This window comes from Pseudomonas sp. L5B5 (genome assembly GCF_020520285.1).
Classification (GTDB): domain Bacteria; phylum Pseudomonadota; class Gammaproteobacteria; order Pseudomonadales; family Pseudomonadaceae; genus Aquipseudomonas.
Window position 1 is genome coordinate 1,223,227 of the sequence record NZ_CP084742.1, and the last position, 25,963, is coordinate 1,249,189.

Here is a 25,963-nt window from a genome sequence, read left to right on the forward strand (position 1 = left end):
ACTCTCAAGATGAATTTTTCCCAGTTCTTCATATCAAGGCCGATCTTCGCCGCGGTGCTGTCGCTGCTGATCCTGATCGCCGGCGCCATCTCGCTGTTCCAGCTGCCCATCAGCGAATACCCGGAAGTGGTGCCGCCGACCGTGGTGGTACGCGCCAACTTCCCGGGGGCCAACCCCAAGGTGATCGGTGAAACCGTGGCCGCTCCCCTGGAACAGGCCATCACCGGGGTCGAGAACATGCTCTACATGTCCTCGCAATCCACCGCCGACGGCAAGATCACCCTGACCGTGACCTTCGCCCTGGGCACCGACCTGGACAACGCCCAGGTCCAGGTACAGAACCGCGTGACCCGGACCCAGCCCAAGCTGCCGGAAGAAGTGACGCGCATCGGCATCACCGTGGACAAGGCCTCTCCCGACCTGACCATGGTGGTGCACCTGACCTCGCCGGACAAACGCTACGACATGCTGTACCTGTCCAACTACGCCATCCTCAACATCAAGGATGAGCTGGCGCGCCTGGGCGGCGTCGGCGATGTGCAGCTGTTCGGCATGGGCGACTACTCGCTGCGGGTGTGGCTGGATCCGAACAAGACCGCTTCGCGCAACCTCACCGCCACCGACGTGGTCGCCGCGATCCGTGAACAGAACCGCCAGGTAGCCGCCGGTGCCCTGGGCGCGCCACCTGCGCCCAACGCCACCAGCTTCCAGCTGTCGGTCAACACCCAGGGACGCCTGGTCACCGAGGACGAGTTCGAGAACATCATCATTCGCTCCGGCGACAACGGCGAGATCACCCGCCTGAAGGACATTGCCCGGGTGGAGCTGGGATCGAGCCAGTACGCCCTGCGTTCCCTGCTCGACAACCAGCCGGCCGTGGCGATCCCGATCTTCCAGCGCCCAGGCTCCAACGCCATCGAGATCTCCAATGAAGTGCGGGCCAAGATGGCCGAGCTCAAGCAGAGCTTCCCCGAGGGCATGGACTTCAGCATCGTCTACGACCCGACCATCTTCGTCCGTGGCTCCATCGAAGCGGTGGTGCACACCCTGTTCGAAGCCCTGATCCTGGTCGTGCTGGTAGTGATCCTGTTCCTGCAGACCTGGCGTGCCTCGATCATCCCGCTGGTGGCCGTACCGGTCTCGCTGATCGGCACCTTCGCGGTCATGCACCTGTTCGGTTTTTCACTCAACGCCCTGTCGCTGTTCGGCCTGGTACTGGCCATCGGGATCGTGGTGGACGACGCCATCGTGGTGGTGGAGAACGTCGAGCGCAACATCGGCCTGGGCCTGAGCCCGATCGAAGCGACCAAGCGCGCCATGCGTGAAGTGACCGGCCCGATCATCGCCACGGCCCTGGTGCTGTGTGCGGTATTCGTGCCCGCGGCCTTCATCAGCGGCCTGACCGGGCAGTTCTACAAGCAGTTCGCCCTGACCATCGCTATCTCCACGGTGATCTCGGCCTTCAACTCCCTGACCCTGTCCCCAGCCCTGGCCGCGGTCCTGCTCAAGGAACACCACGCGCCCAAGGACCGCTTCTCGAAGATCCTCGACAAGCTGCTGGGTGGCTGGTTGTTCAAGCCGTTCAACCGTTTCTTCGAGCGTGCCAGCAATGGCTACGTGGGCACCGTGCGCCGGGTCATCCGTGGCAGCGGCATCGCCCTGTTCCTGTATGCCGGCCTGATGGTGCTGACCTGGTTCGGTTTCGCCCACACCCCGACCGGCTTCGTTCCGGCCCAGGACAAGCAGTACCTGGTGGCCTTTGCCCAACTGCCGGATGCGGCGAGCCTGGATCGTACCGAGGACGTGATCAAGCGCATGTCCGACATCGCCCTGAAGCAGCCTGGCGTGGAAAGCGCCGTGGCCTTCCCCGGCCTGTCGATCAACGGTTTCACCAACAGCCCGAACAACGGCATCGTCTTCGTCACCTTGAAGCCCTTCGACGAGCGCAAGGACCCGAGCATGTCGGCTGGGGCCATCGCCGGAGCCCTGAACGGCAAGTACGCTGACATCCAGGATGCCTACATGGCGATCTTCCCACCGCCGCCGGTACAGGGCCTGGGCACCATCGGCGGGTTCCGCCTGCAAGTCGAGGACCGCAGCGGCCTGGGCTACGACGAACTGTACAAAGAAGTGCAGAACGTGATCGCCAAGAGCCGCGGCGTACCGGAACTGGCCGGGCTGTTCACCAGCTACCAGGTCAACGTGCCCCAGGTCGATGCCGCCATCGACCGGGAAAAGGCCAAGACCCACGGCGTGGCGATCTCGGACATCTTCGACACCCTGCAGATCTACCTGGGCTCGCTGTACGCCAACGACTTCAACCGCTTCGGACGCACCTACCAGGTCAACGTCCAGGCCGAGCAGCAGTTCCGCCTGGAGGCCGAGCAGATCGGCCAGCTCAAGGTGCGCAACAACAAGGGCGAGATGATCCCGCTGGCGACCTTCATCAAGGTCAGCGACACCGCAGGCCCTGACCGCGTCATGCACTACAACGGCTTCGTCACTGCCGAGATCAACGGCGCGGCAGCCCCGGGCTACAGCTCCGGGCAAGCGGAAGCGGCGATCGAGAAACTGCTCAAGGAAGAACTGCCCAACGGCATGACCTATGAATGGACCGAGCTGACCTACCAGCAGATCCTGGCCGGCAACACCGCGCTGTTCGTGTTCCCGCTGTGCGTCCTGCTGGCCTTCCTGGTGCTGGCCGCCCAGTACGAAAGCTGGAGCCTGCCACTGGCGGTGATCCTGATCGTGCCCATGACCCTGCTGTCGGCCATTGCCGGGGTGATCATCTCCGGAGGTGACAACAACATCTTCACCCAGATCGGCCTGATCGTACTGGTGGGCCTGGCGTGCAAGAACGCGATCCTGATCGTCGAGTTCGCCAAGGACAAGCAAGAGGAAGGCCTGGCCCCCCTGGCCGCGGTACTGGAAGCCTGCCGCCTGCGCCTGCGGCCGATCCTGATGACCTCCTTCGCCTTCATCATGGGCGTGGTGCCCCTGGTGATCTCCAGCGGCGCGGGTGCGGAAATGCGTCATGCCATGGGTGTCGCGGTGTTCTCCGGGATGCTCGGGGTGACCTTCTTCGGCCTGCTGCTGACCCCGGTGTTCTATGTCCTGATCCGCAATTACGTGGAGCGCAGCGAGGCCCGCAAGGCTGCCCGCGCCCTGCAACTGGAGGCGCAACAATGAGTTCCAAAGTGTTCCTGCCGAGCCTGCTGGTACTGGCCTTGAGCGCCTGTGCCGTGGGCCCGGACTACCAGACACCGAGCACCGAGGCGGCGCATATCAGCGCCGCCGGCGACACCACGGCCGGCCAGAAGAACTTCGACCGGGCGCGCTTCGAAGGCATCTGGTGGCAACAGTTCGACGACCCGACGCTCAACCAGCTGGTGAGCCAGTCGCTCAAGGGCAACCGTGAATTGCGGGTGGCTTTCGCCCGCCTGCGGGCTGCCCGGGCGATCCGCGATGACGCCAGCAACGACGCCATGCCGACCATCACCAGCCGCGCCAGCAGCAACCTGGGCAAGGGCCAGATCCCCGGCCAGACCACCAAGCGGGTCAACAGCGAGCGTTACGACCTGGGCCTGGACATGGCCTGGGAGCTGGACCTGTTCGGTCGCATCCAGCGCAACCTGGAAGCCACCGACGCCGACCAGCAGGCCGCCGAGGCCGACCTGTACCAGCTGCAGGTGACCATGATCGCCGAGCTGGTGGATGCCTACGGCCAGCTGCGCGGCGCGCAGCTGCGGGAAAAAATCGCCCTGGCCAACCTGGACAACCAGCAAGCCTCGCGCAAGATCACCGAGAGCCTGCGTGACGCCGGCGTCGGCGACCAGCTCGACGTGGTCCGCGCCGATGCCCGCCTGGCGGCAGTGGAGGCCAGCGTGCCGCAACTGCAGGCCGAGCAGGTGCGCCAGCGCAACCGCATCGCCACCTTGCTGGGCGAACGCCCGGACAAGCTCAGCGTCGACCTTGCGCCCGCGCAACTGCCGGCCATTGCCAAGGCCCTGCCGATCGGTGATCCGGGCGAGCTGCTGCAACGTCGACCGGACATCCTCAGCGCCGAACGCAAGCTGGCCGCGGCCACCGCCAGGATCGGCATGGCCAAGGCCGACCTGTTCCCACGGGTCAGCCTCAGCGGCTTCCTTGGCTTCACCGCCGGACGCGGCTCGCAGATCGGCTCCTCGGCGGCCAACGCCTGGGCCCTGGGCCCGAGCATTACCTGGGCGGCCTTCGACCTGGGCAGCGTGCGCGCCCGCCTGCGCGGCGCCGATGCCAATGCCGACGGCGCCCTGGCCAACTATGAACAGCAGGTGCTGCTGGCCCTGGAAGAATCGGAAAACGCCTTCAGCGACTACGGCAAGCGCCAGCAGCGCCTGGTGTCGCTGATCCGCCAGAGCGAATCCAGTCGCACCGCTGCCAACCTGGCCGAGATCCGCTACCGCGAGGGCACCGTGGACTTCCTGGTACTGCTGGACGCCCAGCGTGAACGCCTGGCGGCCGAAGACTCCCAGGCCCAGGCCGAAGTCGACCTGTACCGCGGCATCGTCGCCATCTACAAGGCCCTGGGCGGTGGCTGGCAACCCGAGACGGTGGCCAGCAACTAAGGATTTGCAACGAGCTCCTTTGGTTGGCCGCAACCAACCAATGTTTGGCCCCGTGGATCATTCGGTCGCGGGGCCTTTTTTTGCCCAGATACCGGCCTGCAGCCGCTGCCGCAGGCTGCGTGCGGCGATGCCATGGACGCAGGCTCTTGCAACCGCTGGAGATTGCCAAGCAAGGTCCTGCGGACCTTTGCGCAGCCTCGCCGATGGCTCGACAGCGGCTACAGGCACGGGCACGGGCACGGGCACGGGCACGGGGCGACGATAGAGGCGTTCGATCACCCGGTTGATCGTAGCGATTGGACAGCCCATCGGTACGCTCCTAATCTGCGCTCGCCGCGTAATAGCCCTGGCCTGGTCCCTCATGATTGTCCGCCCCAAACCGAACCTGTTCGCCCTGCTCTTCGCCCTCAAGGGCTCGATCGCCAAGCGCATTGCCCTGCGCTGCGCCCTGGTCACCCTGCTGGCCTCGGTCATCGTGCTGGTGGAAACCCTGCAACCGAGCTACTTCTCCAAGGTCAACGCCACGCCCTTCACCCTGCTGGGGCTGTCGCTGTCGATCTTCATGAGCTTTCGCAACAACGCCTGCTACGACCGCTGGTGGGAAGGCCGCAAGCAGTTGGGGCAGCTGATTGTCGAGGTGCGCTCGCTGATCCGCGAGAGCCTGGTGATCGAGGCCAACCCCGAGCGCGAGAGCATGCTGCGCGACCTGTGCGGCTTCGCCCACAGCCTGATCGCCCGCCTGCGCCATGAAGACGAGGCCGACGCCCTGCGTCCCTGGGCCCAGGCCCCCCTGGACCCAGCGCATCCGAACCTCACCGATGCCCAGTTGCAGAACATCGGCCGGCGCTGTTCGCACTGGGCCCAGCAGGGCATGATCAGCGAATGGCGCTATACCCAGCTGGAAACCCGCCTGGTCAGCCTGAGCCTGGTCCAGGCGGCCTGCGAACGGATCCAGAACACCCCGCTGCCCTTCCCCTACACGCTGCTGTTGCACCGCACCATCTACCTGTTCTGCATCCTCCTGCCGTTTGCCATGGCCGAGCCCCTGGGCTGGCTGACGCCGATCTTCACCGCCATCGTCAGCTACACCTTCCTGGGCCTAGACGAGATCGGCGACGACCTCGAAGACCCTTTCGGCTATGACGACAACGACCTGCCGTGCAGCGCTCTGTTGCGCGGCCTGGAGCGCGAGGTACTGGCCGCGCTGGGCCAAGCCGAGCTGCCGCCACGGCTCGAACCCCGGGAATATGTACTGACCTGAAGCCGGGTTTGACTCGAGCCGGTTCCTGGCCGAAGCTTGCTCCCTCTTCCCGTCGTCATCTTGCCCATGCCCATGACCAAAGCCCGCCGTTCCCTGCTGATCAGCCTGCCCATCGTCATCCTCCTGGCCCTGGGCTGGTCGTTCTGGCGCAGCGCTCCGCCGGCGGTGCCCGAAGCCATCAGGCACGGCTACAGCCAGGCCCTGGAGAAAGCCCGCAATGGCCAGCCCGGCGCAGCACGCACGCTCTACCAGCAACTGGGACGCCCGGACCTCGACGACTCGCAGCGCATCCGCCTGCTGGCGGTACTGGCCAACTACCCCAGCCCGCAGGCCCTGAAACTGGCGGATGCCGACCTCTACCACCCGTCTGCCGAAGTGCGCAAGGCAGCGATCAAGAGCGTCCTGGGCCTGGTGCCCAGTGGCCAGCGCAGCCTGCTCCTGGGGCCATTGCTGGACGACCAGGAGCAAAGCGTGCGCTTTGCCGCGGTGGACGCCCTGCTCGGCCTGTCCCCGGATGACCAGGGCCTGTACTTCGGTCCGCTGCAACAGGTGATCGACGAATACACCCAGGTGCTCAAGACCCGCGGCGACAACGTCGAGGCCCAGTACCAGCTGGCTCGCCTGTACCTGCACAACGCCGACCTGGTCAAGGCCCAGCAGACCCTGGAACAGGCCCTGCGCCTGGCGCCGGACAACCTGCAGGCGGTGGTCCTGCAGATCGAGGTCCTGGACAAGCAGGGCCAGAGCGACGCCGCGCGCCAGTTGCTGGCCAAGCAGTTGCAGGCCCAGCAGGATTCGGCCTATCTGCAACATGCCCTGGGGCTCTGGCTGCTGCACCACGGCCAGGGCGAGTTCGCCCTGCTCGGCCTGTCCCGGGCCGTGGAACTGGAGCCCAACAACGCGGCCTATCGCTACGACCTGGCCACCACCCTGCACAGCGAACAGGAGCTGGAAGCGGCGCAGAAACAGCTGGAGGAAATCGTCCAGCGCCAGCCCTACAACCGCAAGGCACGGGTACTGCTGATCAACTACTGGAAGGAAAGCGGCCAACTGCAGAACGTCCAGGTGCTGCTGGCCCAGCTGGAACAGCAGAACCCCGACGACCCGGCCCTGCAGCAAGGCCTCTGACGGCAACCGCTGCCAAGCGATCGACCAGGCCCCACCTATTGCGGCCGCTACGCGCCCGTGCGCAGCCTGCGGCAGCGGCTACACGCAGAACCCGCTTCACCTTGTAGCCGCTGTCGAGCCTGCGAGGCTGCGCCAAGGCCCGCAGGGCCTTCAGCGATCGACCAGACAACCGCCATCGGCAGCGGCCCCCCCCCATGGCGGCGACAAAAGGTTGAACCGCGCTGACGCTAGGCGGTCAAGTGATCAAGATCCATTGTGCGAGGGCACTGTTTGACCACTTCATCTGCGTTGCTCAGCGAAAAGGCCAGCACCGGCATCGACGGCCTGGACGATATCCTCAGTGGCGGCCTGTCGCGCAGCCACGTGTTCCTGCTGGAAGGTGAACCCGGTACCGGCAAAACCACCATCGCCCTGCAGTTCCTGCAGGCCGGGGCCATGGCCGGCGAGCGCTGCCTGTACATCACCCTGTCGGAAACCGAGCGCGAACTGCGCCAGGGCGCGCGATCCCATGGCTGGGAACTGGACGACCACATCCACATCTTCGAACTGACTCCGCCGGAGAGCGTGCTCGACGCCCAGCACCAGCAGAGCCTGCTGTACTCCTCCGACCTGGAGTTGGGGGAAGCCACCCGGCAGATCTTCGAGGCGGTGGAGCGGGTCAAGCCCACCCGGGTGGTGCTCGACAGCCTTTCGGAGATCCGCCTGCTGGCCCAGAACTCCCTGCGCTACCGGCGGCAGATCCTGGCGATCAAGCATTATTTCGTGCGCTACGATGCCACCGTCCTGCTGCTGGACGACCTGACCAGCGACACCCTGGACAAGACCGTGCACAGCGTGGCCCATGGGGTGATCCGCCTGGAGGAACTCACTCCGGGATATGGCGCCGAACGCCGGCGCATCCGGGTGATGAAGTACCGTGGCCAGAAGTACCGCGGTGGTTTCCACGACTTCACCATCCTTGGCGATGGCGTGCATGTGTTTCCACGCCTGGTGGCTGCCGAGCACCGCAACCGCTACAAACGCGACACCCTGACCAGCGGCATCCAGGAGCTGGATGCGCTGCTGGGCGGCGGCATCGCCAGCGGTTCCAGCACCCTGATCCTCGGACCGGCCGGCACCGGCAAGTCGCTGCTGGCGCTGAGCTTCGCCGCCGCAGCCGTCGCCCGGGGCGAGAAGGCCGCGCTGTTCATCTTCGACGAAGAACTGGGTCTGTTGTTCGAGCGCATGGAGCAGCTCGGCATCGACCTGCAAGCGTTGCAAGACAGCGGCAACCTGGTGATCGAACAGGTGGACGCCGCCGAACTGACACCCGGCGAGCTGTCGCACCGGGTCCGGCGCCTCGTCGACCAGGGTCAGATCAAGACCGTGGTCATCGACAGTATCAATGGCTACCAGGCGGCCATGCCCGAAGAGAAGGCCTTGGTGCTGCACATGCACGAACTGCTGCTGTACCTCAACCGCCGGGGCGCGGCGACGTTCATGACCGTCGCCCAGCATGGCCTGGTGGGCGACATGCAGGCCCCGGTGGACATCACCTACCTGGCCGACACCGTGATCCTGCTGCGCTATTTCGAAGCCCTGGGCAAGGTGCGCCGGGCCATCTCGATCATCAAGAAACGCACCGGCAGCCACGAGTCGACCATTCGCGAATACCGCATCAATAGCCACGGCCTGACCATTGGCGAGCCGCTGGAAGCGTTCCAGGGTGTATTGCGCGGCGTGCCCAAGTACCAGGGCGAAGGCAAGCCACTGCTCAAGGACGAGGTCCCATGAGCCGGGGCCCGGCCTTTTCCGAACGAGCGCTGGTGCTCACACCCCATGGCCGCGATAGCCAACTGGCGCAGATGATGCTGAACGAGGCAGGCGTCAGCAGCCTGGTCACCCTGAACCTGGCGGCCTTGTGCGAGGAGCTGGAGCGAGGTGCCGGACTGGCGATCATCGCCGCCGAGGCCTTGCTCGGAGTCGATCTGGAACCCCTGCTGCGCCACCTGGAGCAGCAACCGGCCTGGTCGGACCTGCCCATTGTGCTGCTGACTCGCCATGGCGGCCCGGAACAGAACCCGCTTGCCAGCTTCAGCGCGCCCCTGGGCAACGTCAGTTTCCTTGAACGCCCCTTCCATCCCACCACCCTGGTCAGCCTGGTCAGCACCGCCTTGCGCGGCCGGCGCCGGCAATACGAGGCGCGGGACCGGCTGATCGACCTGAGCCAGAGCGAACTGCGCCTGCAACGCACCCTGGAAACGCTCGAACAGCAGGTGCAAGAGCGCACTGCCCAACTGCGGCACAACGAGGAAGCCCTGCGCCAGTCGCAGAAGATGGAAGCCGTGGGCCAGCTCACGGGCGGTATCGCCCATGACTTCAACAACATGCTGACCGGCATCATCGGCAGCCTGGAGTTGCTGCGCCGGCGCCTGGCTCGCGGGCGCACCGAGGACCTGGACAGCCTGATCGAGCTGGGAGTGACCTCGGCCAACCGCGCTGCGGGCCTGACCCATCGCCTGCTCGCCTTCTCCCGGCGCCAGTCGCTGGATGCCAAGCCCGTGGAAATGAACGCCCTGGTCAGCGCCATGGGCGAGCTGCTGCAGCGCAGCCTCAGCGAGAACATCCAGCTGGAGCTGCGCCTGTGCGAGCAGCTGTGGGTGGCCGAGGCCGATCCCAACCAGCTCGAGAGTGCCCTGCTCAACCTGGCGCTCAACGCCCGGGACGCCATGCCCAACGGTGGCCGCCTGCTGGTGGAGACCCTCAACCGGTCGCTGGACCCGGACTTCACCCAGGCCCATGACAACCTTGCCCCCGGCGACTACGTGGTCCTGCGGGTCAGCGACAACGGCTGCGGCATGCCCGAAGCCATCATCAACCGGGTATTCGACCCCTTTTTCACCACCAAGCCCATCGGCCAGGGCACCGGCCTGGGGCTGTCGATGATCTATGGCTTCAGCAAGCAGTCCCACGGTCACGTGAGCCTGGACAGCACACCGGGTCGCGGCACCCAGGTGTCCCTGTACCTGCCGCGTTTTCAAGGTGATTCGGCGGCAGAGGAACTCCCCGAAGAGCAGCAAGCAGTCACTGCGCAAAACGGCGAGACGGTGCTGATCGTCGAGGACGACCCGGCAGTGCGGGTGCTGGTCAGCACCGTGCTCGGCGAACTGGGGTACAACTTCCTCGAGGCCGGTGACGCCCAGGGCGCCATGCCGATCCTCGACTCGGCGCAACACATCGATCTGCTGATCAGCGATGTGGGCTTGCCGGGCATGAACGGCCGGCAGTTGGCGGAAATCGGCCGGCAGTTGCGTCCGCAGCTCAAGGTACTGTTCATCACCGGCTACGCCGAGCATGCGACGGCCCGCAGCGGCTTTCTCGACCCGGGCATGCAACTGATCACCAAGCCCTTCACCTTCGACCTGCTGACCGCCAAGGTGCAGGAGATGCTCCGGGACTGATGCCCCGGCTCAGGCCAGCAGTTGCTGGATCTGCTCGTGCAGGCTGTTGAGGTCGAACGGCTTGGCCAGGATCGGCGCCTTGCGGGTGATGGGGCTGGCGCATTCGAGGATTTCGTTGGGGTAGCCGCTGATGAAGATCACCTTCAGGTCCGGACGCAGCTTCACGGCCGGCTCGGCGATCATCACCCCGGTGATGCCGCCCGGTAGCCGGTAGTCGGTAATCATCAGGTCCAGGTTCGGCTTGCTGGCAAGGATCTCGAACGCCTGTTCGCCGTTCTCGGCCTGCAGCACCCGATAGCCCAGGCCCGACAGATAGTCGGCCAGCAGCATCAGGATCACCGGTTCATCTTCGACGATCAGGACGACGTCTTGTGCATCTTCACTCATGGAAAACCTTTGTTCGGTCAATTACTGCAAGGGGCTGTTGACGTTTGCCGACCCACCCGCAGGCAAATGTCAGCAGCCACTGTACGACCATTGGCGCACGCAGAGGTTGCGTGTGCATGACGCTTTTACGCGCCGGCCGGCAAAATCGGGTCCGCCAGGGGCAGCCCGACACGAAACAACGCGCCCTCGCCAATACGGCTGTCGACGCTGATCGAGCCTCCGTGGGCGGTGACGATCTGCTCGGAAATGAACAGCCCCAGGCCCAGGCCTGCCGCCACATGGCTGGCGCTGACCCGCTCGAACTGCTGAAAGATGCGCCTCTGGTTGTCTTCGCTGATGCCGATCCCGTGATCCCGGACCTCGACCCGCGCCTCGCCATCGCAGGTATAGACCCGCACATGAACCGGACTCCGGGCGCCGTAGCGCAAGGCGTTGGTCAACAGGTTGGAGACCACCTGCTCGATGCGAAACTCGTCCCAGTTGCCTTCCACCGGCTCGTCGGCCTCCAGGGTCAGGGACGACTGCGCCGCCTCCACCTGGGGCGCGAAGTTTTCCACCAGGCCGCGCACCAGCTGCGCCAGGTCGAAACGCGACGGACGGATCGACAGCTTGCCGGTGCGGATCCGCGAGATGTCCAGCATGTCCTCGATCAAGCGGATCAAGCTCTTGATCTGCCGCTCGTCGCGGTCGACCATCGCGTGCATCTTGTCCAGGCTGAAGGCCGCGGCATTTCCCCGGGCCAGGTGCATCTTGCGCAACTGAGTCTCCAGGATCAGGCCGTTGAGCGGCGTACGCACCTCGTGCGCGACGATCGACATGAAGTCGTCACGCATGCGTACCGCCTGCTCCAGCTCGTTCTGGGTGGCCTGCAACTGCTGGAGCAGGGCCTCCTGCTCGCGCCGGCTGTGCTCCAGGGCCTCGACCTGCTGTTTCATGGCCTTGCTCTGGCGGAACAGGTCGACGAACACGTTGACCTTGCTCTTGACCGCGTGGATGTCCAGCGGCTTGTGCAGGAAGTCCACCGCGCCGCTCTCGTAGCCCTTGAAGGCATAGTTGAGCTCGCGCCCGGCGGCACTGACGAAGACAATGGGAATGTTCTTGGTCTTTTCCGTGCCGCGCATCAGTTCCGCCAGCTCGAAACCGTTCATGCCGGGCATCTGCACATCGAGGATGGCCATGGCGAACTCATGCTGGAGCAACAGCGACAAGGCCTCGTCGGCCGACAACGCCTTGTACACCTGGCGGTCCTCGCGCTTGATCAGCGCCTCCAGGGCCAGCAGGTTTTCCGGCAGATCGTCGACGATCAGCAGCTTGGCTTGGATATTACTTAACATGCGATTCGTTCCAGTTCGGCCAGCAGCAGGCTGATACCGCACAAAGGGAGGATATGGTCCGGTTGATGCAAGGCCAGGGCCGCATCGGGCATGGTCGAGACGTGGGCCTCGTCAGGGTCCTGGACAATGGTCAGCCCCCCCTGGCGCTTGACCTCGGCCAGTCCCCTGGCCCCGTCCTGGTTGGCGCCCGTCAGCAGCACCGCGGCCAGGCGCTCGCCGTAGGCATCGGCGGCTGACTCGAACAGGTAGTCGATGGACGGACGCGAATGGTGAAGCCGGTCTTCCTGGCTCAGGGACAGGCTGCGGTCCTGCTCCACCGACAGGTGGTAACCAGGAGCGGCGAAGTACAGGGTGCCCGCCACGATCTGCTCCTTGTCGTCAGCCTCCTTGACCTGCAACGCCAGGCGCCGGTCGAACACCTCGGCCAGTTGGCTGCGACGCTCCTCGGGCAGATGCAGGACCACGATCACCGGCAGCCGGAAGCTGCGGCCGAAACCGCCGAACAGGCTCAGCAAGGCCTCGACGCCACCCGCGGAGGCTCCCACCACCACGGCGTCGATCCGGGGCAAGGCGCTGGAACTGAGGAGGGCCGGGTTCATGACTTGCGGTAGATCCGTTCTTGTTTGACCAGGGGCTCGAAATGCTTGCCGTAGGCGGAGAAATCCAGGGTTTCCTTGCTGCCCAGCACCAGGAAACCACGGTGGCAAAGGGACTCATGAAACAGCCCGAAAGCCCGATCCTGAAGTTTTTTATTGAAATAAATCAACACGTTACGACAAGAAATCAAATGCGTCTCGGAAAATACGCTGTCGGTGGCCAGGCTGTGATCGGCAAAGGTCACGTTTTCCCGCAGGCTCTTGTCGAAGATCGCATAGTCATAGGCCGCGGTGTAGTAGTCGGCAAAGGAACACTTGCCACCGGCCTGCTGGTAGTTGTGGGTGTAGGCGCGCACGTTCTCCAGGGAAAAGATCCCCTGCTTGGCTTTTTCCAGGGAACTGGGATTGATGTCCGTGGCGTAGATGATGGTGCGCTCCAGCAGCCCCTCCTCACGCAGCAGGATGGCCATCGAATAGACCTCTTCGCCGGTACTGCAACCGGCGATCCAGATCTTCAGCGACGGATAGGTCTTGAGCAGCGGCACCACTTCCTGGCGGATGGCCAGGAAGTGCGAGGGGTCGCGAAACATCTCGCTGACCGGAATGGTCAGGAACTGCAACAGCTGCATGAAGGCCGTCGGGTCGTGCAGCACCCGCTCCTGCAATGCGGAGATGGTGTTGCATTCGAACTGGCGCAGGGCATGGTTGACCCGGCGCTTGATCGAGGCGCCGGAGTAGTCGCGAAAGTCGTAGCTGTATTTAAGGTAGATAGCTTCGATCAACAGACGCAGCTCGATCTCGGTATTGCGCTCCACTAAATTCTTTCCATCTTCGGTAACCAGACACGGATAAGTGAAAACAGCCGGTCGAGATCGATGGGCTTGGCCAGGTAGTCATTGGCGCCCGCCTGCAGGCAGCGCTCCTGGTCATCCTTCATGGCCTTGGCGGTGACGGCGATGATCGGCAGCTTGCGCCAGCGCGGGTCCTTGCGGATCTGCGCCGTGGCCTCGAAACCGTCCATTTCCGGCATCATCACGTCCATCAGCACCAAATCGATGTCCTCGACCTCGTTGAGTCTTGCAATGGCTTCCAGGCCGTTACGCCCGATCACCACCACCGCCCCCTTGTGTTCCAGGGCGCTGGTCAGGGCGAAGATGTTGCGCACGTCGTCATCCACCAGGAGGACCTTGCGCCCCTCGAACACCTTGTCGCGGCTGCGGGCGGTCTTGAGCATCTTCTGCCGTTCATGGGACAACTGGGATTCGACTTTGTGCAGAAAGAGCGTCACTTCATCCAGCAGGCGCTCTGGCGAACGCGCGCCCTTGATGATGATCGAGCGCGAATACTTGCGCAGCTCGGCCTCTTCATCGCGGGTCAGGTTGCGCCCGGTGTAGACGATCACCGGCGGGAACGAGCAGATGTCCTCGGTGGACATGCGCTTGAGCAGGTCGTTGCCGAGCATGTCCGGCAGCTTGAGGTCGATGATCATGCAGTCGAAGACGTTCTCGCGCAGCAGTTGCAGGGCATCCTGGGCCAGGCCCACGGCGGTGATCTCGATATCGTCGTCGCCGATCAGCCGCGCGATGCTGTCGCGTTGCAGATCGTCATCCTCCACCAGCAGCACGCGCTTGACCTTTTGCGTCAGCTTGGCTTCCAGGCGAGCGAAGACGTCCTTGAGCTCCTCGCGAGTGGTGGGCTTGACCGCATACCCCACGGCGCCCATGTGCATCGCGGCTTCCACCCGGTCCTCCACCGAGATCACATGCACCGGAATGTGCCGGGTCTGCGGATGCTCCTTGAGGCGCTGCAACACGGTCAGGCCGGAATGATCGGGCAGGCGCATGTCCAGCAGGATCGCATCGGGAATGAACTGTTCGGCCAGGCTGTAGCCCTCGTCGGCGCCGTGGGCGACCAGGCACTGATAACCCAGCTCATGGGCCAGGTCGAAGAGGATATGGGCGAAGTTGGGCTCGTCCTCCACCACCAGGATGCAGCGGCCACTGAACGGCGCCTGCTCCCGATCGTCGGCGAAACGAGCGATCTCGAGGGTCTCCATCGGCACCTGGGGCTGCGCCGCCGGCAGCTGCGGCGCAGCCACCGGCGGCGCCATGGCGGGCACTACAGGCAGCGCGGGCGAGGTGTCGTCGTAATGCTCCGGCAGGACCAGGGTGAAGATGCTGCCTCGTCCCGGCTCGCTGCTGACACTGATGGAGCCGCCCAGCAGGTTGGCCAGGTCGCGGGAAATGGACAGGCCCAGGCCGGTACCGCCATATCGCCGGTTGGTGGTGCCGTCGGCCTGGCGGAAGGCCTCGAAGATGCTCTCCTGCTGGTCCTGGGCGATGCCGATCCCGGAGTCCTGCACGGCAAAGGCGATGCCGGAGCCCGGATGGGCGGATACCACCAGGCTGACCTGGCCCTGCTCGGTGAACTTCACCGCGTTGGACAGCAGGTTCTTGAGCACCTGCTCGACCCGCTGGCGGTCGGTGAACAGCATCTGCGGCGCCCCCGGCTGCAGTTCCACCCGGAAGTCCAGGCCCTTCTGCGACGTCAGCGGCTGGAACAGGTTGCTCAGCCCCTCCACCAGGCGCGACACGCTGGCGTTTTCCGGCCGCACCTCGAGCTTGCCGGCCTCGACCTTGGAAATATCCAGGATGTCGTTGATCAGGTTCAGCAGGTCGTTGCCGGCGGAGTAGATCGACTCGGCGAACTTGACCTGCTCGTCGCTGAGGTTCTCCTGGGCATTCTCGGCCAGCAGCTTGGCCAGGATCAGCGAACTGTTGAGCGGCGTGCGCAGTTCATGGGACATGTTGGCAAGGAATTCGGACTTGTACTTGCTCGAGCGCTGCAGTTCTTCGGCACGCTCCTGGAGCTGGGCTTGCGCGTCATTGAGCTCGCTGTTCTTGAGGTCCATGGCGTCGCGCTGCTCGACCAGCACCTGGGCCTGCTCGGCCAACTGCTCGTTGGTCTGCTCCAGCTCCACCTGCTGGGTCTCCAGGTGCGTCTGGGACTCCTTGAGGATCCGCGACTGTTCTTCCAGCTCCTCGTTGGCGGTCTTGAGCTCTTCCTGCTGCACCTGCAACTCCTCATTGAGCTGCTGGGTCTCGGCCAGCACTTCCTGCAAGCGCTGGCGATAACGCGCGGCCTCGATCGAAGTGCCGATGTTGCTGGCAATCAGCTCCAGGAACTCGACGTCACGTTCATCCAGCGCCCGCAGGAAGCCGATCTCGACCACCCCGTTGACTCGATCATCGTCACGGGTGGGCACCACCAGCACGCTGCGCGGCGCGCCCTCGCCGAGACCGGAGCTGACCTTGAAGTAATCGACCGGCACGTCGTCCAGGCGAATCAGGCGCTTGTACTGGGCCGCCTGCCCCACCAGGCCTTCATCGCCGTACAACGATTGGCCCTGATCTTCCAGCTCGCGGGAGAAACCATAGGACGCCACCCGCTTGAGCCCACCATGTTCTTCGCGGACATACAGCGCGGCCACCGGTGACCCCAGGTACTGGGCACAGAACTGCAGGATGTTGCGCCCCAGCAGGTTCAGGTTCAGCTGGCCCAGCATCTGCTCGGCCAGTTCAGTCTGGCCGTTACGCAGCCAGGCCTGGCGTTCCAGGCTCTGCGCACTGCGCAACTGGGCCTCGAGATTGTCGCTGTAGCTGCGGGACAGGGCCAGCAGGTCCCGGCGCCCGACATAGGCCAGCAAGCCGCTGATGCCCACTACGAACAGCAGGTACAGGGCCACGCTGAAAATGGTGGTGCGGCTGACGCTTTCGTTGCGCTGCTGGCGCAGTTGCTGCTCCATGGCCACCGCATCGTCGTATTCCTTGCGCACCTCATCGCTCAGGCGCTTGCCGCGCCCGGCCTGCACCGCCTCGCGGTAATCGCCGTTCTGGCGACGCAGCTCGACCATGCCCTGGGCGTAGTTGTTCCAGGCCAACTGCAGGGCTTCGATGCGCTTGAGCCGTTCCACCTGCTGCGGATTGTCCGCCACCAGTTCCTGCAAGCCGTGCAATTCATTGATGATGCGCGGCTTGGCCACCTCGTAGGGATCGAGGAAATGTTCGTTGCCGGTGATCAGGAACCCGCGCATGCCGGTTTCCAGGTCGATGGTCAGGCGCGCCGCCTCGTTGAAGTTGTTGATCACCCGATCAGAGTGCTGCACCCACTGGATCACCGACAGCAGGTAGGTAATCAGGGACACGAAAAAAACTGCACTGAGCACGCCCACGCCAAGGGGCAGACTGATGTTGCGGGTCAGCAGCTTGCGAAAACTCTGTTCATCAACCGAGGACGGACGAATCATTGGGTAGACCTTGGCACGGGTAAAAAGAAGGAAGTTTGCCCCACATTCGGCTATCGCCGCTATTTTTTATAACTTGCATATCGAGAATCCGCGATCTGACCTGCCGTAGGACAATAGAAGCGGTTATTCTTGCCGGTACTTGTACAACCGGTTTTTCTTGTACAGCTTCGGGAACTTGTGGCCAGGCGCCACTTACTGATGCACAGGGCCGCCTTTCGCCGCCCCGCCCAATCCAAACCTTGAGAGTGTCCCTATGCCCGCTAGCGTCCCCACCATCCTAGTCGTCGAAGACGATGCCATCGTGCGCATGCTGATCGTCGATGTGCTCGAAGAACTGGAATTCGCAGTCCTGGAGGCCGATGGCAGTGAGGCAGCGCTGGAACATTTGCAGCACCTGGACACCTCCATCGACTTGCTGATGACCGATGTCGGCTTGCCGGGCATGAACGGCCAGGAACTGGCCGAACGAGCGCGCCAGTTGCGTCCCCGGTTACCGGTGCTGTTCGCCAGCGGCTACGCCGAATCCCTCGAAGTCCCCGAGGGCATGTCAGTGATCGGCAAGCCGTTCTCCATCGATCAACTGCGCGACAAGGTCCGCGGCATCCTCGGCTGAAGCCGGCCCCCGCCGCCGGGTGCTGTGGTTTAATGGCGGCCTTTTTGCCCAGCCTGCCAGGAATTCCGCCCCATGCCCCTCACCGCCGCGACCAAGGTCCTGATCATTGGTTACGTCTGGCCCGAACCCCGCTCCTCGGCCGCCAGCGGCCACGTGATGCAGATACTGCAGTGCTTTCTGGACCAGGGCTGGGACCTGACCTTCAGCAGCCCGGCCAACCCCGGCGAGCACAAGGAAGACCTCGCGGCCCTGGGCATCTGCGAATGCCCGATCGAACTGAACAACGCCAGTTTCGACCGTTTCGTCGCCGAGCTGGCGCCGGACATCGTGCTGTTCGACCAGTTCATGATGGAGGAACAGTTCGGTTGGCGCGTGGAGCAACATTGCCCTGGTGCCTTGCGCGTCCTGGAGACCTCGGACCTGCAATGCCTGCGCCATGCCCGGCACCAGCGGCTCAAGGACCATCTGAAGCGCACGGCCGATGACGACGATTTCAGTCCGCTGTTCGCCCAGGCCCGGGCGGATGAGTTCTGCCACATGGCCGAGACCGACCTGGCCAAGCGCGAGATCGCGGCCCTCTACCGTTGCGACCTGAACCTGATGATTTCCCAGGTCGAGATCGAGCTGCTGCAGGAGCAGTTCCGCCTGCCACCGGCGCTGCTGCACTGGTGTCCGCTGATGCTGGACCCGTGGCCCGAGACCTTCGTGCCATTCGAGCAGCGCGCGCATTTCCTGAGCATCGGCAACTTCCGCCATGCACCGAACTGGGATGCCGTGCTGTGGATGAAAAACCGCGTGTGGCCGCTGATCCGCCAGCAACTGCCCACCGCGCAACTGCACCTGTATGGCGCCTATACCCCGCCCAAGGCTGCGGCCCTGCACAACCCGGCCCAGGGCTTTCACATCATGAACTGGGCCGAGGACGCGTTGCAGGTGATGAGCGCCGCACGTATCTGCCTGGCGCCCTTGCGCTTTGGTGCCGGCATCAAGGGCAAGCTGCTGGACGCCATGCTGTGCGGCACCCCCAGCGTGACCACGCCCATCGGCAGCGAATCCATGACCGAGCCCGGCCTGCCCTGGCCCGGCACCGTGGCTGAATCCGCTACGGCCCTGGCCGCCGCGGCGGTGCGCCTGTACCAGGACCAGGCCTTGTGGCAACAGGCCCAGGCCGACGGCGCCCGCTTGCTGGCGGCCCGCTACCGGCGCGAGGTCCATGGGCAGGCGCTGATCCAGCGCCTGCAGCAATGCCACGAGCACCTGGCCCGGGAGCGCCGGGACAATTTCACCGGCACCATGCTGCGCCACCATCACCACAAGAGCACCCAGTACATGGCGCAATGGATCGAGGCCAAGAACCGGCCATAGCCGCTGGCACATGGGGGCTGCCCGAGGCATTATCGGCCGGCCCACAACCAGAACGGTCCCGTGCCATGAGTCGAGCCGGCAAGATCACCGACCCGTCCTACGAACTGATGGACGACCACAACGGCCTGTCCATCATCTATCGCCAGCACGGTTTCCCCTGCCCGCTGGTGCGCTGGCACTTTCACAAGGAATACGAACTGCACCTGATCGTCGCCAGCTCGGGCAAGGTATTCATCGGCGACTACATCGGCAACTTCCATCCGCAGACGCTGTTCCTCACCGGCCCCAACCTGCCCCACAACTGGATCAGCCAGGTAGCCGTCGATGAAGTGGTGGCCAAGCGCGACATGCTGGTGAACTTCACCGACGAGCTGTTCGACGCAGGCAGCCAGGTGTTCACCGAGCTGAAGAACCTGAGCCCGCTGCTGGAGCGGGCGCAATACGGCATCGAGTTCCGCTGCAAGCACACCATCACCCAGGCGCTGCCCCTGATGCAGCGCATCGCCGACACCCGGGGCATCACCCGCCTGGGCCACTTCTTCATCCTCATGGAACTGCTCGCGGCGTGCGATGACTACCAGCTGCTGTCCGGCGCTACCCACGTGCAGCTGGCGGACGAGCACAGTGTCGACCGCACCAACCGCGCAGTGGACTACATCTTTGCCCACTACGCCCGGGAGTTGCCCCTGGAGGAAGTCGCCGATTACCTGGGCATGAAGCCCAGTTACTTCTCCCGGGTATTCAAGCAGGCCACCGGGCGCTGCTTCATCGAATTCGTCAACCGCCTGCGGATCAGCAAGTCCTGCGAATTGCTGGCCGATGGCGACAAACCCGTGACCGAGGTGTGCTTCGAGTCGGGCTTCAACAACATCTCCAATTTCAACCGACGCTTCCAGCAACTCAAGGGCATGACCCCCTCCCACTACCGCCGCCTGGCGGTACAGCGCCTGACCGAACAGAACCTCGGCTGAACCAGCGCGCCACCCCGCCCGACCACCCCACGCGACACCCTGGCGCCGGCCATTTACAGGCATACCTGCAACCCCTCCCCGGGCCGGGCGCCGGCTGTCGAGAGTCTTCCCAACGGCCTGGGCAAGACGGCAGAGGTGGCTATGCTGAGAAACAATCTCGTTCAGCTTTCATTCAGCAGTTGTCAATAATCTTCATTTAGTAATGAGTATCATTATGTTACAACTTAGCTCCCTATCTTATTTTGCCCGCGGGTGCTGAATGCTCGTTCCATTTCTGATCATGCTGCGCGAAGGGATCGAAGCCGCGCTCATCGTTGGCATCATCGCCAGCTACCTGCAACAGACCGGCCGGGGCCAGTGGATGCCAGCCGTGTGGATCGGTGTGTTTCTCGCCGCAGCCCTGGCCCTGCTGGTCGGCGGCGGCCTGGAACTGATGAGCGCCGAGTTTCCGCAAAAACAGCAGGAACTGTTCGAAGGCATCGTGGGCCTCGTCGCCGTGGGCATCCTCAGTTCCATGGTGTTCTGGATGCGCAAGGTGGCGCGCTCCATCAAGCATTCGCTGCAAGCCTCCCTGGACCAGGCCCTGGCCGGTTCGCGCAACCAGGTCATCGCGCTGATCGCCATGGTGTTCTTCGCCGTCGCCCGCGAAGGCCTGGAAACCGTGTTTTTCCTGCTCGCCGTGTTCCAGCAGAGCGAAGGCCGGGGTGCGCCCATCGGTGCACTGCTGGGGCTGGTGGTGGCGATCATCGTCGGCTGGCTGATCTACACCGGCAGCATGCGCCTGAACCTCGCTGCGTTCTTTCGCTGGACCGGGCTGTTCATCCTGGTGGTCGCCGCCGGCATCCTGGCCAACTCGGTACAGGCCCTGCATGAAGCCGGACTGTGGAACCACCTGCAGACCGTGCTGTTCGATTTCAGCGCAGCCCTGCCCATGGATGGCCCGCTGGGCTCGGTACTGGCCGGCATGTTCGGCTACCAGGATGCCCCCACCCTCAGCACCCTGGGTGCCTACGTGCTGTACCTGGCCGTGACCCTCGTGCTGTTCTTCCTGCCCGGTGCCGCCCCCACCAAGGCGCCCGGGCCGTCGTCCTCAGTTTCCAGTCAGTAAGGCTCCCCATGACCCAGCAAGCCTCTCCCCAGGCCTCGCCGCCTCGCGCTCTGCGTTGGGCGGTAGCCGGCTCGGTGATCGTGATGATCGCTGCCGGCGGGCTGTTCTACTACGCCGCGCAGCTGGCCGCCAGCAAGCGCCAGGCCCATCAGGGCGAGATCACCGTGACCATCCACCCCCACAGTTGCGAACCCAATGCCCTGACCGTGCCGGCCGGACGCGCCAGCTTCCGCATCGTCAACCGCTCCGAACGCGCCGTGGAATGGGAAATCCTCGATGGCGTACTGGTGGTCGAGGAGCGGGAAAACATCGCACCGGGCCTGAGCCAGGTGATCAACGCCAACCTGCAACCCGGGGACTACGCCATCACCTGCGGCCTACTGAGCAATCCGCGCGGTACCCTGCACGTGACGCCGACCGCCGAGTCCGACGCTCAGGCCAAGGCCCGGCCTTCACTGGTGGCCTTTGTTGGCCCGTTGTCGGAATTTCGCGTCTACCTGAGCACCCAGGGCACCGCCCTGGTCAAGGCTGTCGCAGGGTTGCAGCAGGCCATCGAGGCCGGCGACCTGAAGCAGGCCCAAGCCCTGTACGTGCCGGCTCGCGCCGCCTACCAGCGCCTGGCCCCTGCTGCCCAGCGCCTGGCCGAACTGGACAACGCCATCAATGCTCGCGCCGATTATTTCGAACAACGCGAGCAAGACCCCGGCTTCAGCGGTTTCCACCGCCTGGAATACGGCCTCTTCCAGCATCGTGACCTGGCCGGCCTGGCCCCCGTGGCCCAGCGCCTGGCGCAGGATGTCAGCAGCCTCAAGCAGCAGTTGCTGGCCCAGACCCTGCCCCCGGAGCAACTGGTCAGCAGCGTCGCGCGCAACATGCGCAGCCTGGCCGACCTGCGAGCCAGCAGCGGCGAAGAGGAACGCTACAGCCATAGCGACCTGGGCGGTTTTGCCGCCAACCTGGAAACCACCCGCAAGGTCGTCGACCTGCTGCGCCCGCTGCTGGCCAAGTCCGCCGCCCCCCTGCTGGCCCGGGTGGATGACGCCGCCAATGCCCTGGGCACACGCCTGGACAACCTGCGCGACGGTTTCGGTTACCTGGACTACGACCAGGTCAACGCCGGGCAACGCAAGGAGCTCGCCGACAAGGCCAAGGCCCTGGCTGACGCTCTGGATGGCATCGATCCCGCCCTGGGCCTTTCGGGCCTGTAACGACACGAGTCCTGTGCAATGAACGATTCAGATCAATCCAACCCTTCCTTCAACGCCCAGCGCCGGCGCGTATTGCTGGGCATGGGCGCTGCCGGCATGGCCCTGGCGGGCAGCAGCCTGGCGACCCCTGCCCTGGCCGGCCAGGCGCCGGCCCAGGTCACCGTGGCCCCCAGCAGCGACCAGACCCAGGAGCACAACGCTTTCCACGGCCAGCACCAGAGCGGCATCGTCACTCCCCGCCCGGCTGCCGGGATGATGGTGGCCTTCGACGTGCTGGCCAGCGACCGCGACGACCTGGAGCGGCTGTTTCGCACCCTCGACGAGCGCATCGCCTTCCTCATGCAGGGCGGCCCGGTGCCCAATGTCGACCCGAAGCTGCCGCCGCTGGACTCGGGCATCCTCGGCCCGGTGGTAACCCCGGACAACCTGACCATCACCGTCTCGGTGGGCGAATCGTTGTTCGACGAGCGTTTCGGCCTGGCACCGGCCAAGCCCAAGCGCCTGGTTCGCATGGTGGGGTTTCCCAACGACGCCCTGGAACCGGCCTGTTGCCATGGCGACCTGAGCCTGCAGTTCTGCTCCAACACCGCCGACACCAACATCCATGCCTTGCGCGACATCGTGAAGAACCTGCCGGATCTGTTGCTGGTGCGCTGGAAACAGGAAGGCAGCGTACCGCCCCAGGCCCCGGCCAAGCCCGGTGAACCTGCACAGAGCGCACGCAACTTCCTGGGTTTTCGCGATGGCTCGGCCAACCCCGACTCCAACGACCAGAAGGCCATGCAACAGATCGTCTGGGTCCAGCCCGGCAGCGACGAACCCGCCTGGGCCACCCACGGCAGCTATCAAGCGGTGCGCATCATCCGCAACTTCGTCGAACGCTGGGACCGCACCCCGCTGCAGGAACAGGAGAGCATCCTGGGCCGGATCAAGGCCACCGGCGCACCCATGGACGGCCACCGGGAAAGCCAGGTCCCCGACTACGCCAAGGACCCCCACGGCAAGGTAACCAAGCTGGATGCCCACATCCGCCTGGCCAACCCGCGCACCGCCAAGACCCAGCAGAACCTGATCCTGCGCCGGCCATTCAACTACTCCAACGGCGTGAACAAGAATGGCCAGCTGGACATGGGCCTGCTGTTCATCTGCTACCAGGCGGACCTGGAAAAAGGCTTCATCACGGTGCAGACGCGGCTCAACGGCGAACCCCTGGAGGAATACCTCAAGCCCACTGGCGGCGGGTACTTCTTCACCCTGCCGGGGGTGACCGGCAAGCAGGACTTCATCGGCCGTTCGCTGCTCGCCGCCACGACACCCACGCCCCATGCCTGACCTGACCCGACACAATAACCCCCACGGAAAAGTCCCATGAAAAAGTCGCCTCTCGCTGTGTTGCTGACCCTTGGCTTGCTCCACGTTCCGCTGTCGGCCTTGGCCGCCCCTGCGCCGCTGGAGCTGGTGGGGCCGATCTCGGACTACAAGATCTACGTCACCGAACAACTGGACGAACTGGCCAGCCATACCCAGCAGTTCACCGACGCAGTAAAAAAGGGCGACCTGGCAACGGCCAAGCAGCTCTACGCACCGACCCGGGTCTACTACGAGTCGATCGAACCGATCGCCGAGCTCTTCAGTGACCTGGACGCGTCCATCGACTCGCGGGTCGACGATCACGAGAAAGGCGTCAAGGCGGAGGACTTCACCGGCTTCCACCGCCTGGAATACTCGCTGTTCTCGCAGAACAGCACCGAAGGCCTGGGCGAACTGGCCGACGGCCTGAACAAGGATGTCAAGGACCTGCAAACCCGCGTGGCCGGCCTGACCTTCCCGCCGGAGAAGGTCGTCGGTGGCGCCGCCGCCCTCCTCGAGGAAGTGGCCGCGACCAAGATCTCGGGCGAGGAAGATCGCTACAGCCACACCGACCTCTATGACTTCCAGGGCAACATCGATGGCGCGAAGAAGATCGTCGACCTGTTCCGCCCGCAGATCGAGAAGCAGGACCAGGCCTTCGTCGCCAAGGTAGACAAGAATTTCGCCACCGTGAACAAGATCCTGGCCAAGTACAAGACCGCCGATGGCGGCTTCATGACCTATGACAAGGTCAAGGACAATGACCGCAAGGCGCTGGTCGGCCCGGTCAACACCCTGGCCGAGGACCTCTCCACCCTGCGTGGCAAGCTCGGCCTGAACTGATTCGGCGGCACTGCTGCCCGGCAGGTACCGGCTTGCCGGCTCCTGCCTCCGCCCAGCCTGCTCACGCCCTCCTGGCGCAGATAGGCCTGGGCAGTTGCGCGTTATCCCGATAACGTGCACGGCCCGATGGCCCTCATGGAAGACCCTGTATGTCCCAACCCTCGGCGCCGCTGGCCGCCAAGCCCTTCTCGCTGCTGCCACTGATGGCCGCCTACATAGCCTGCACCATGTCGATGATGGCGTTCGTCTCGCTGATCGGCCCGATCTCCCGTGCACTGCATCTGCAAACCTGGCATGCCGGAGTGGCCGTGACCGTCGCCGGAGTGATCTGGGTCCTCCTGGCACGCCCCTGGGGCCAGGCCAGCGATCGTTATGGACGTCGCCGGGTGCTGCTGGCCGGAACGGCGGGGTTCACCCTGGCCTACTGGGCCCTGTGCCTGTTCATCGACTTTTCCCTGCAGACCCTGCCCAGCGTCGCCGTGGCCTTTGCCGGCCTGGTGCTGCTGCGCGGGTTGATCGGAGCCTTCTATGCGGCAGTGCCGGTTGGCGGTTTCGCCCTGATTGCCGACAACGTCGAGCCCCGGCATCGGGCCCGGGCCATGGCCACCCTCGGTGCAGCCAATGCCGTGGGCCTGGTGGTAGGCCCGGCAGCGGCTGCACTACTGGCCCGCTACAGCCTGAGCCTGCCCTTCTATGCCATGGCAGTCCTGCCGCTGCTGGCCTTCCTGGTATTGCGCTACCGGTTGCCACGCCAGGAGCTGCACCTGGCGCAGCCCCCTGGCCGGGTGCGCCTGAACGACCCGCGGCTGGTCCGCCCGATGATCGTCGCCTTCGTCGCCATGCTCTGCGTGACCATCGCGCAGATCACCGTCAGTTTTTATGCCATGGACCGGCTGCACATGAACCCGGCCGATGCCGCGCAGACCGCCGGGATAGCCCTGGCCATGGTCGGCGTGGCGCTGATCTGCGCCCAGTTGGTGGTGCGCAAGCTGGAATGGCCACCGCTGCGGATGATTCGGGCCGGGGCCCTGCTCTCGGCCGTGGGGTTTGTCGGGACCATGCTGGTGGACAGCGCCTGGAGCCTGTGGCTGGCATTCTTCGTGTCTGCCGTGGGCATGGGCGGGATATTCCCTTCGTTCTCGGCCCTGGCGGCCAATTCGGTGCAAGCCTCGGAACAAGGCGCTACCGCTGGCAGCATCGGCGCTGCCCAGGGCCTGGGCGCGGTCGTCGGCCCGCTGGCAGGGACCCTGATCTACGCCCAGGAACCGCGCCTGCCGTACCTACTGGCGGCGTTGCTGCTGGTGCTGGTAGCGGTGTGGCCATACCCATCCAGGAAAAGCTGATCCTCTGGCCGCTACCGCAGGCTGCGTACGCGCGCGCAGCGGTCGCCATGATCGACCCGGCAACACGCCAGGCTGGCCGAACGCTGAAGGCCCTGCGGGCCTT

At 64.6% G+C, this 25,963-nt stretch carries 19 protein-coding genes; 14 read left to right on the forward strand and 5 right to left on the reverse strand.

The window, feature by feature from the left end; translation table 11 throughout:
* Window positions 1–9 precede the first annotated feature (9 nt).
* The 6 genes from LGQ10_RS05615 to LGQ10_RS05640 all read left to right on the forward strand — a co-directional run bounded on the left by LGQ10_RS05615 (window position 10) and on the right by LGQ10_RS05640 (window position 10,436).
* The gene (locus tag LGQ10_RS05615; protein ID WP_226524898.1) at window positions 10–3,189 is read left to right on the forward strand and encodes an efflux RND transporter permease subunit; all 3,180 of its coding nucleotides are present in this window, start codon (window positions 10–12) and stop codon (window positions 3,187–3,189) included.
* Window positions 3,186–4,607, forward strand: coding sequence for an efflux transporter outer membrane subunit (locus tag LGQ10_RS05620; protein ID WP_226524899.1), 1,422 nt, complete (start codon window positions 3,186–3,188; stop codon window positions 4,605–4,607). Before LGQ10_RS05615 ends, LGQ10_RS05620 begins: the two co-directional genes overlap by 4 nt.
* Window positions 4,608–4,968: 361 nt before the next feature.
* On the forward strand, window positions 4,969–5,868 hold the full coding sequence (locus tag LGQ10_RS05625) for a bestrophin family protein (RefSeq protein WP_226524900.1): 900 nt from the start codon (window positions 4,969–4,971) through the stop codon (window positions 5,866–5,868).
* Window positions 5,869–5,940: 72 nt separating this feature from the next.
* The gene (locus tag LGQ10_RS05630) at window positions 5,941–6,996 is read left to right on the forward strand and encodes a tetratricopeptide repeat protein (protein WP_226524901.1); all 1,056 of its coding nucleotides are present in this window, start codon (window positions 5,941–5,943) and stop codon (window positions 6,994–6,996) included.
* 270 nt (window positions 6,997–7,266) lie between these two features.
* A complete protein-coding gene (locus LGQ10_RS05635; protein WP_226524902.1) occupies window positions 7,267–8,769 on the forward strand; it encodes an ATPase domain-containing protein in 1,503 nt (500 codons plus the stop codon).
* Window positions 8,766–10,436, forward strand: a complete 1,671-nt coding sequence (locus tag LGQ10_RS05640; RefSeq protein WP_226524903.1) for an ATP-binding protein — start codon at window positions 8,766–8,768, stop codon at window positions 10,434–10,436. The genes LGQ10_RS05635 and LGQ10_RS05640 overlap by 4 nt, the downstream gene beginning before the upstream one ends.
* 9 nt (window positions 10,437–10,445) lie before the next feature.
* Here the strand turns inward: LGQ10_RS05640 and LGQ10_RS05645 are convergent, their stop codons facing one another.
* From LGQ10_RS05645 to LGQ10_RS05665, 5 genes are all read right to left on the reverse strand, one after another.
* A complete protein-coding gene (locus LGQ10_RS05645; protein ID WP_058439080.1) occupies window positions 10,446–10,823 on the reverse strand; it encodes a response regulator in 378 nt (125 codons plus the stop codon).
* 125 nt (window positions 10,824–10,948) lie between these two features.
* Window positions 10,949–12,157 (reverse strand): hybrid sensor histidine kinase/response regulator, encoded by a 1,209-nt coding sequence (locus tag LGQ10_RS05650; protein WP_058439082.1) that lies wholly within the window; start codon window positions 12,155–12,157, stop codon window positions 10,949–10,951.
* Window positions 12,151–12,756, reverse strand: a complete 606-nt coding sequence (locus LGQ10_RS05655; protein WP_226524904.1) for a chemotaxis protein CheB — start codon at window positions 12,754–12,756, stop codon at window positions 12,151–12,153. Before LGQ10_RS05655 ends, LGQ10_RS05650 begins: the two co-directional genes overlap by 7 nt.
* Window positions 12,753–13,568, reverse strand: coding sequence for a CheR family methyltransferase (locus LGQ10_RS05660; RefSeq protein WP_058439084.1), 816 nt, complete (start codon window positions 13,566–13,568; stop codon window positions 12,753–12,755). The genes LGQ10_RS05655 and LGQ10_RS05660 overlap by 4 nt, the downstream gene beginning before the upstream one ends.
* The gene (locus tag LGQ10_RS05665; protein ID WP_226524905.1) at window positions 13,568–17,059 is read right to left on the reverse strand and encodes a response regulator; all 3,492 of its coding nucleotides are present in this window, start codon (window positions 17,057–17,059) and stop codon (window positions 13,568–13,570) included. The genes LGQ10_RS05660 and LGQ10_RS05665 overlap by 1 nt, the downstream gene beginning before the upstream one ends.
* Window positions 17,060–17,312: 253 nt before the next feature.
* On the opposite strand from LGQ10_RS05665, the gene LGQ10_RS05670 reads away from it, so the two are divergent.
* From LGQ10_RS05670 to LGQ10_RS05705, 8 genes are all read left to right on the forward strand, one after another.
* Entirely contained in the window at window positions 17,313–17,672 is a 360-nt protein-coding gene (locus LGQ10_RS05670) for a response regulator (RefSeq protein ID WP_226524906.1), read from the forward strand.
* Window positions 17,673–17,744: 72 nt separating this feature from the next.
* A complete protein-coding gene (locus tag LGQ10_RS05675) occupies window positions 17,745–19,037 on the forward strand; it encodes a glycosyltransferase (protein WP_226524907.1) in 1,293 nt (430 codons plus the stop codon).
* A 65-nt stretch (window positions 19,038–19,102) separates the two neighbouring features.
* The gene (locus LGQ10_RS05680; protein ID WP_058439092.1) at window positions 19,103–20,008 is read left to right on the forward strand and encodes an AraC family transcriptional regulator; all 906 of its coding nucleotides are present in this window, start codon (window positions 19,103–19,105) and stop codon (window positions 20,006–20,008) included.
* A 259-nt stretch (window positions 20,009–20,267) separates the two neighbouring features.
* The gene (gene efeU, locus LGQ10_RS05685) at window positions 20,268–21,116 is read left to right on the forward strand and encodes an iron uptake transporter permease EfeU (RefSeq protein WP_226524908.1); all 849 of its coding nucleotides are present in this window, start codon (window positions 20,268–20,270) and stop codon (window positions 21,114–21,116) included.
* A gap of 8 nt (window positions 21,117–21,124) precedes the next feature.
* Window positions 21,125–22,324 (forward strand): iron uptake system protein EfeO, encoded by a 1,200-nt coding sequence (gene efeO / locus LGQ10_RS05690; RefSeq protein WP_226524909.1) that lies wholly within the window; start codon window positions 21,125–21,127, stop codon window positions 22,322–22,324.
* Window positions 22,325–22,342: 18 nt separating this feature from the next.
* Entirely contained in the window at window positions 22,343–23,656 is a 1,314-nt protein-coding gene (gene efeB, locus LGQ10_RS05695; protein WP_226524910.1) for an iron uptake transporter deferrochelatase/peroxidase subunit, read from the forward strand.
* 36 nt (window positions 23,657–23,692) lie between these two features.
* Window positions 23,693–24,517, forward strand: a complete 825-nt coding sequence (gene efeO, locus LGQ10_RS05700; RefSeq protein ID WP_058439098.1) for an iron uptake system protein EfeO — start codon at window positions 23,693–23,695, stop codon at window positions 24,515–24,517.
* 149 nt (window positions 24,518–24,666) lie between these two features.
* Entirely contained in the window at window positions 24,667–25,860 is a 1,194-nt protein-coding gene (locus LGQ10_RS05705; protein ID WP_226524911.1) for an MFS transporter, read from the forward strand.
* The last annotated feature ends 103 nt before the right edge of the window (window positions 25,861–25,963 follow it).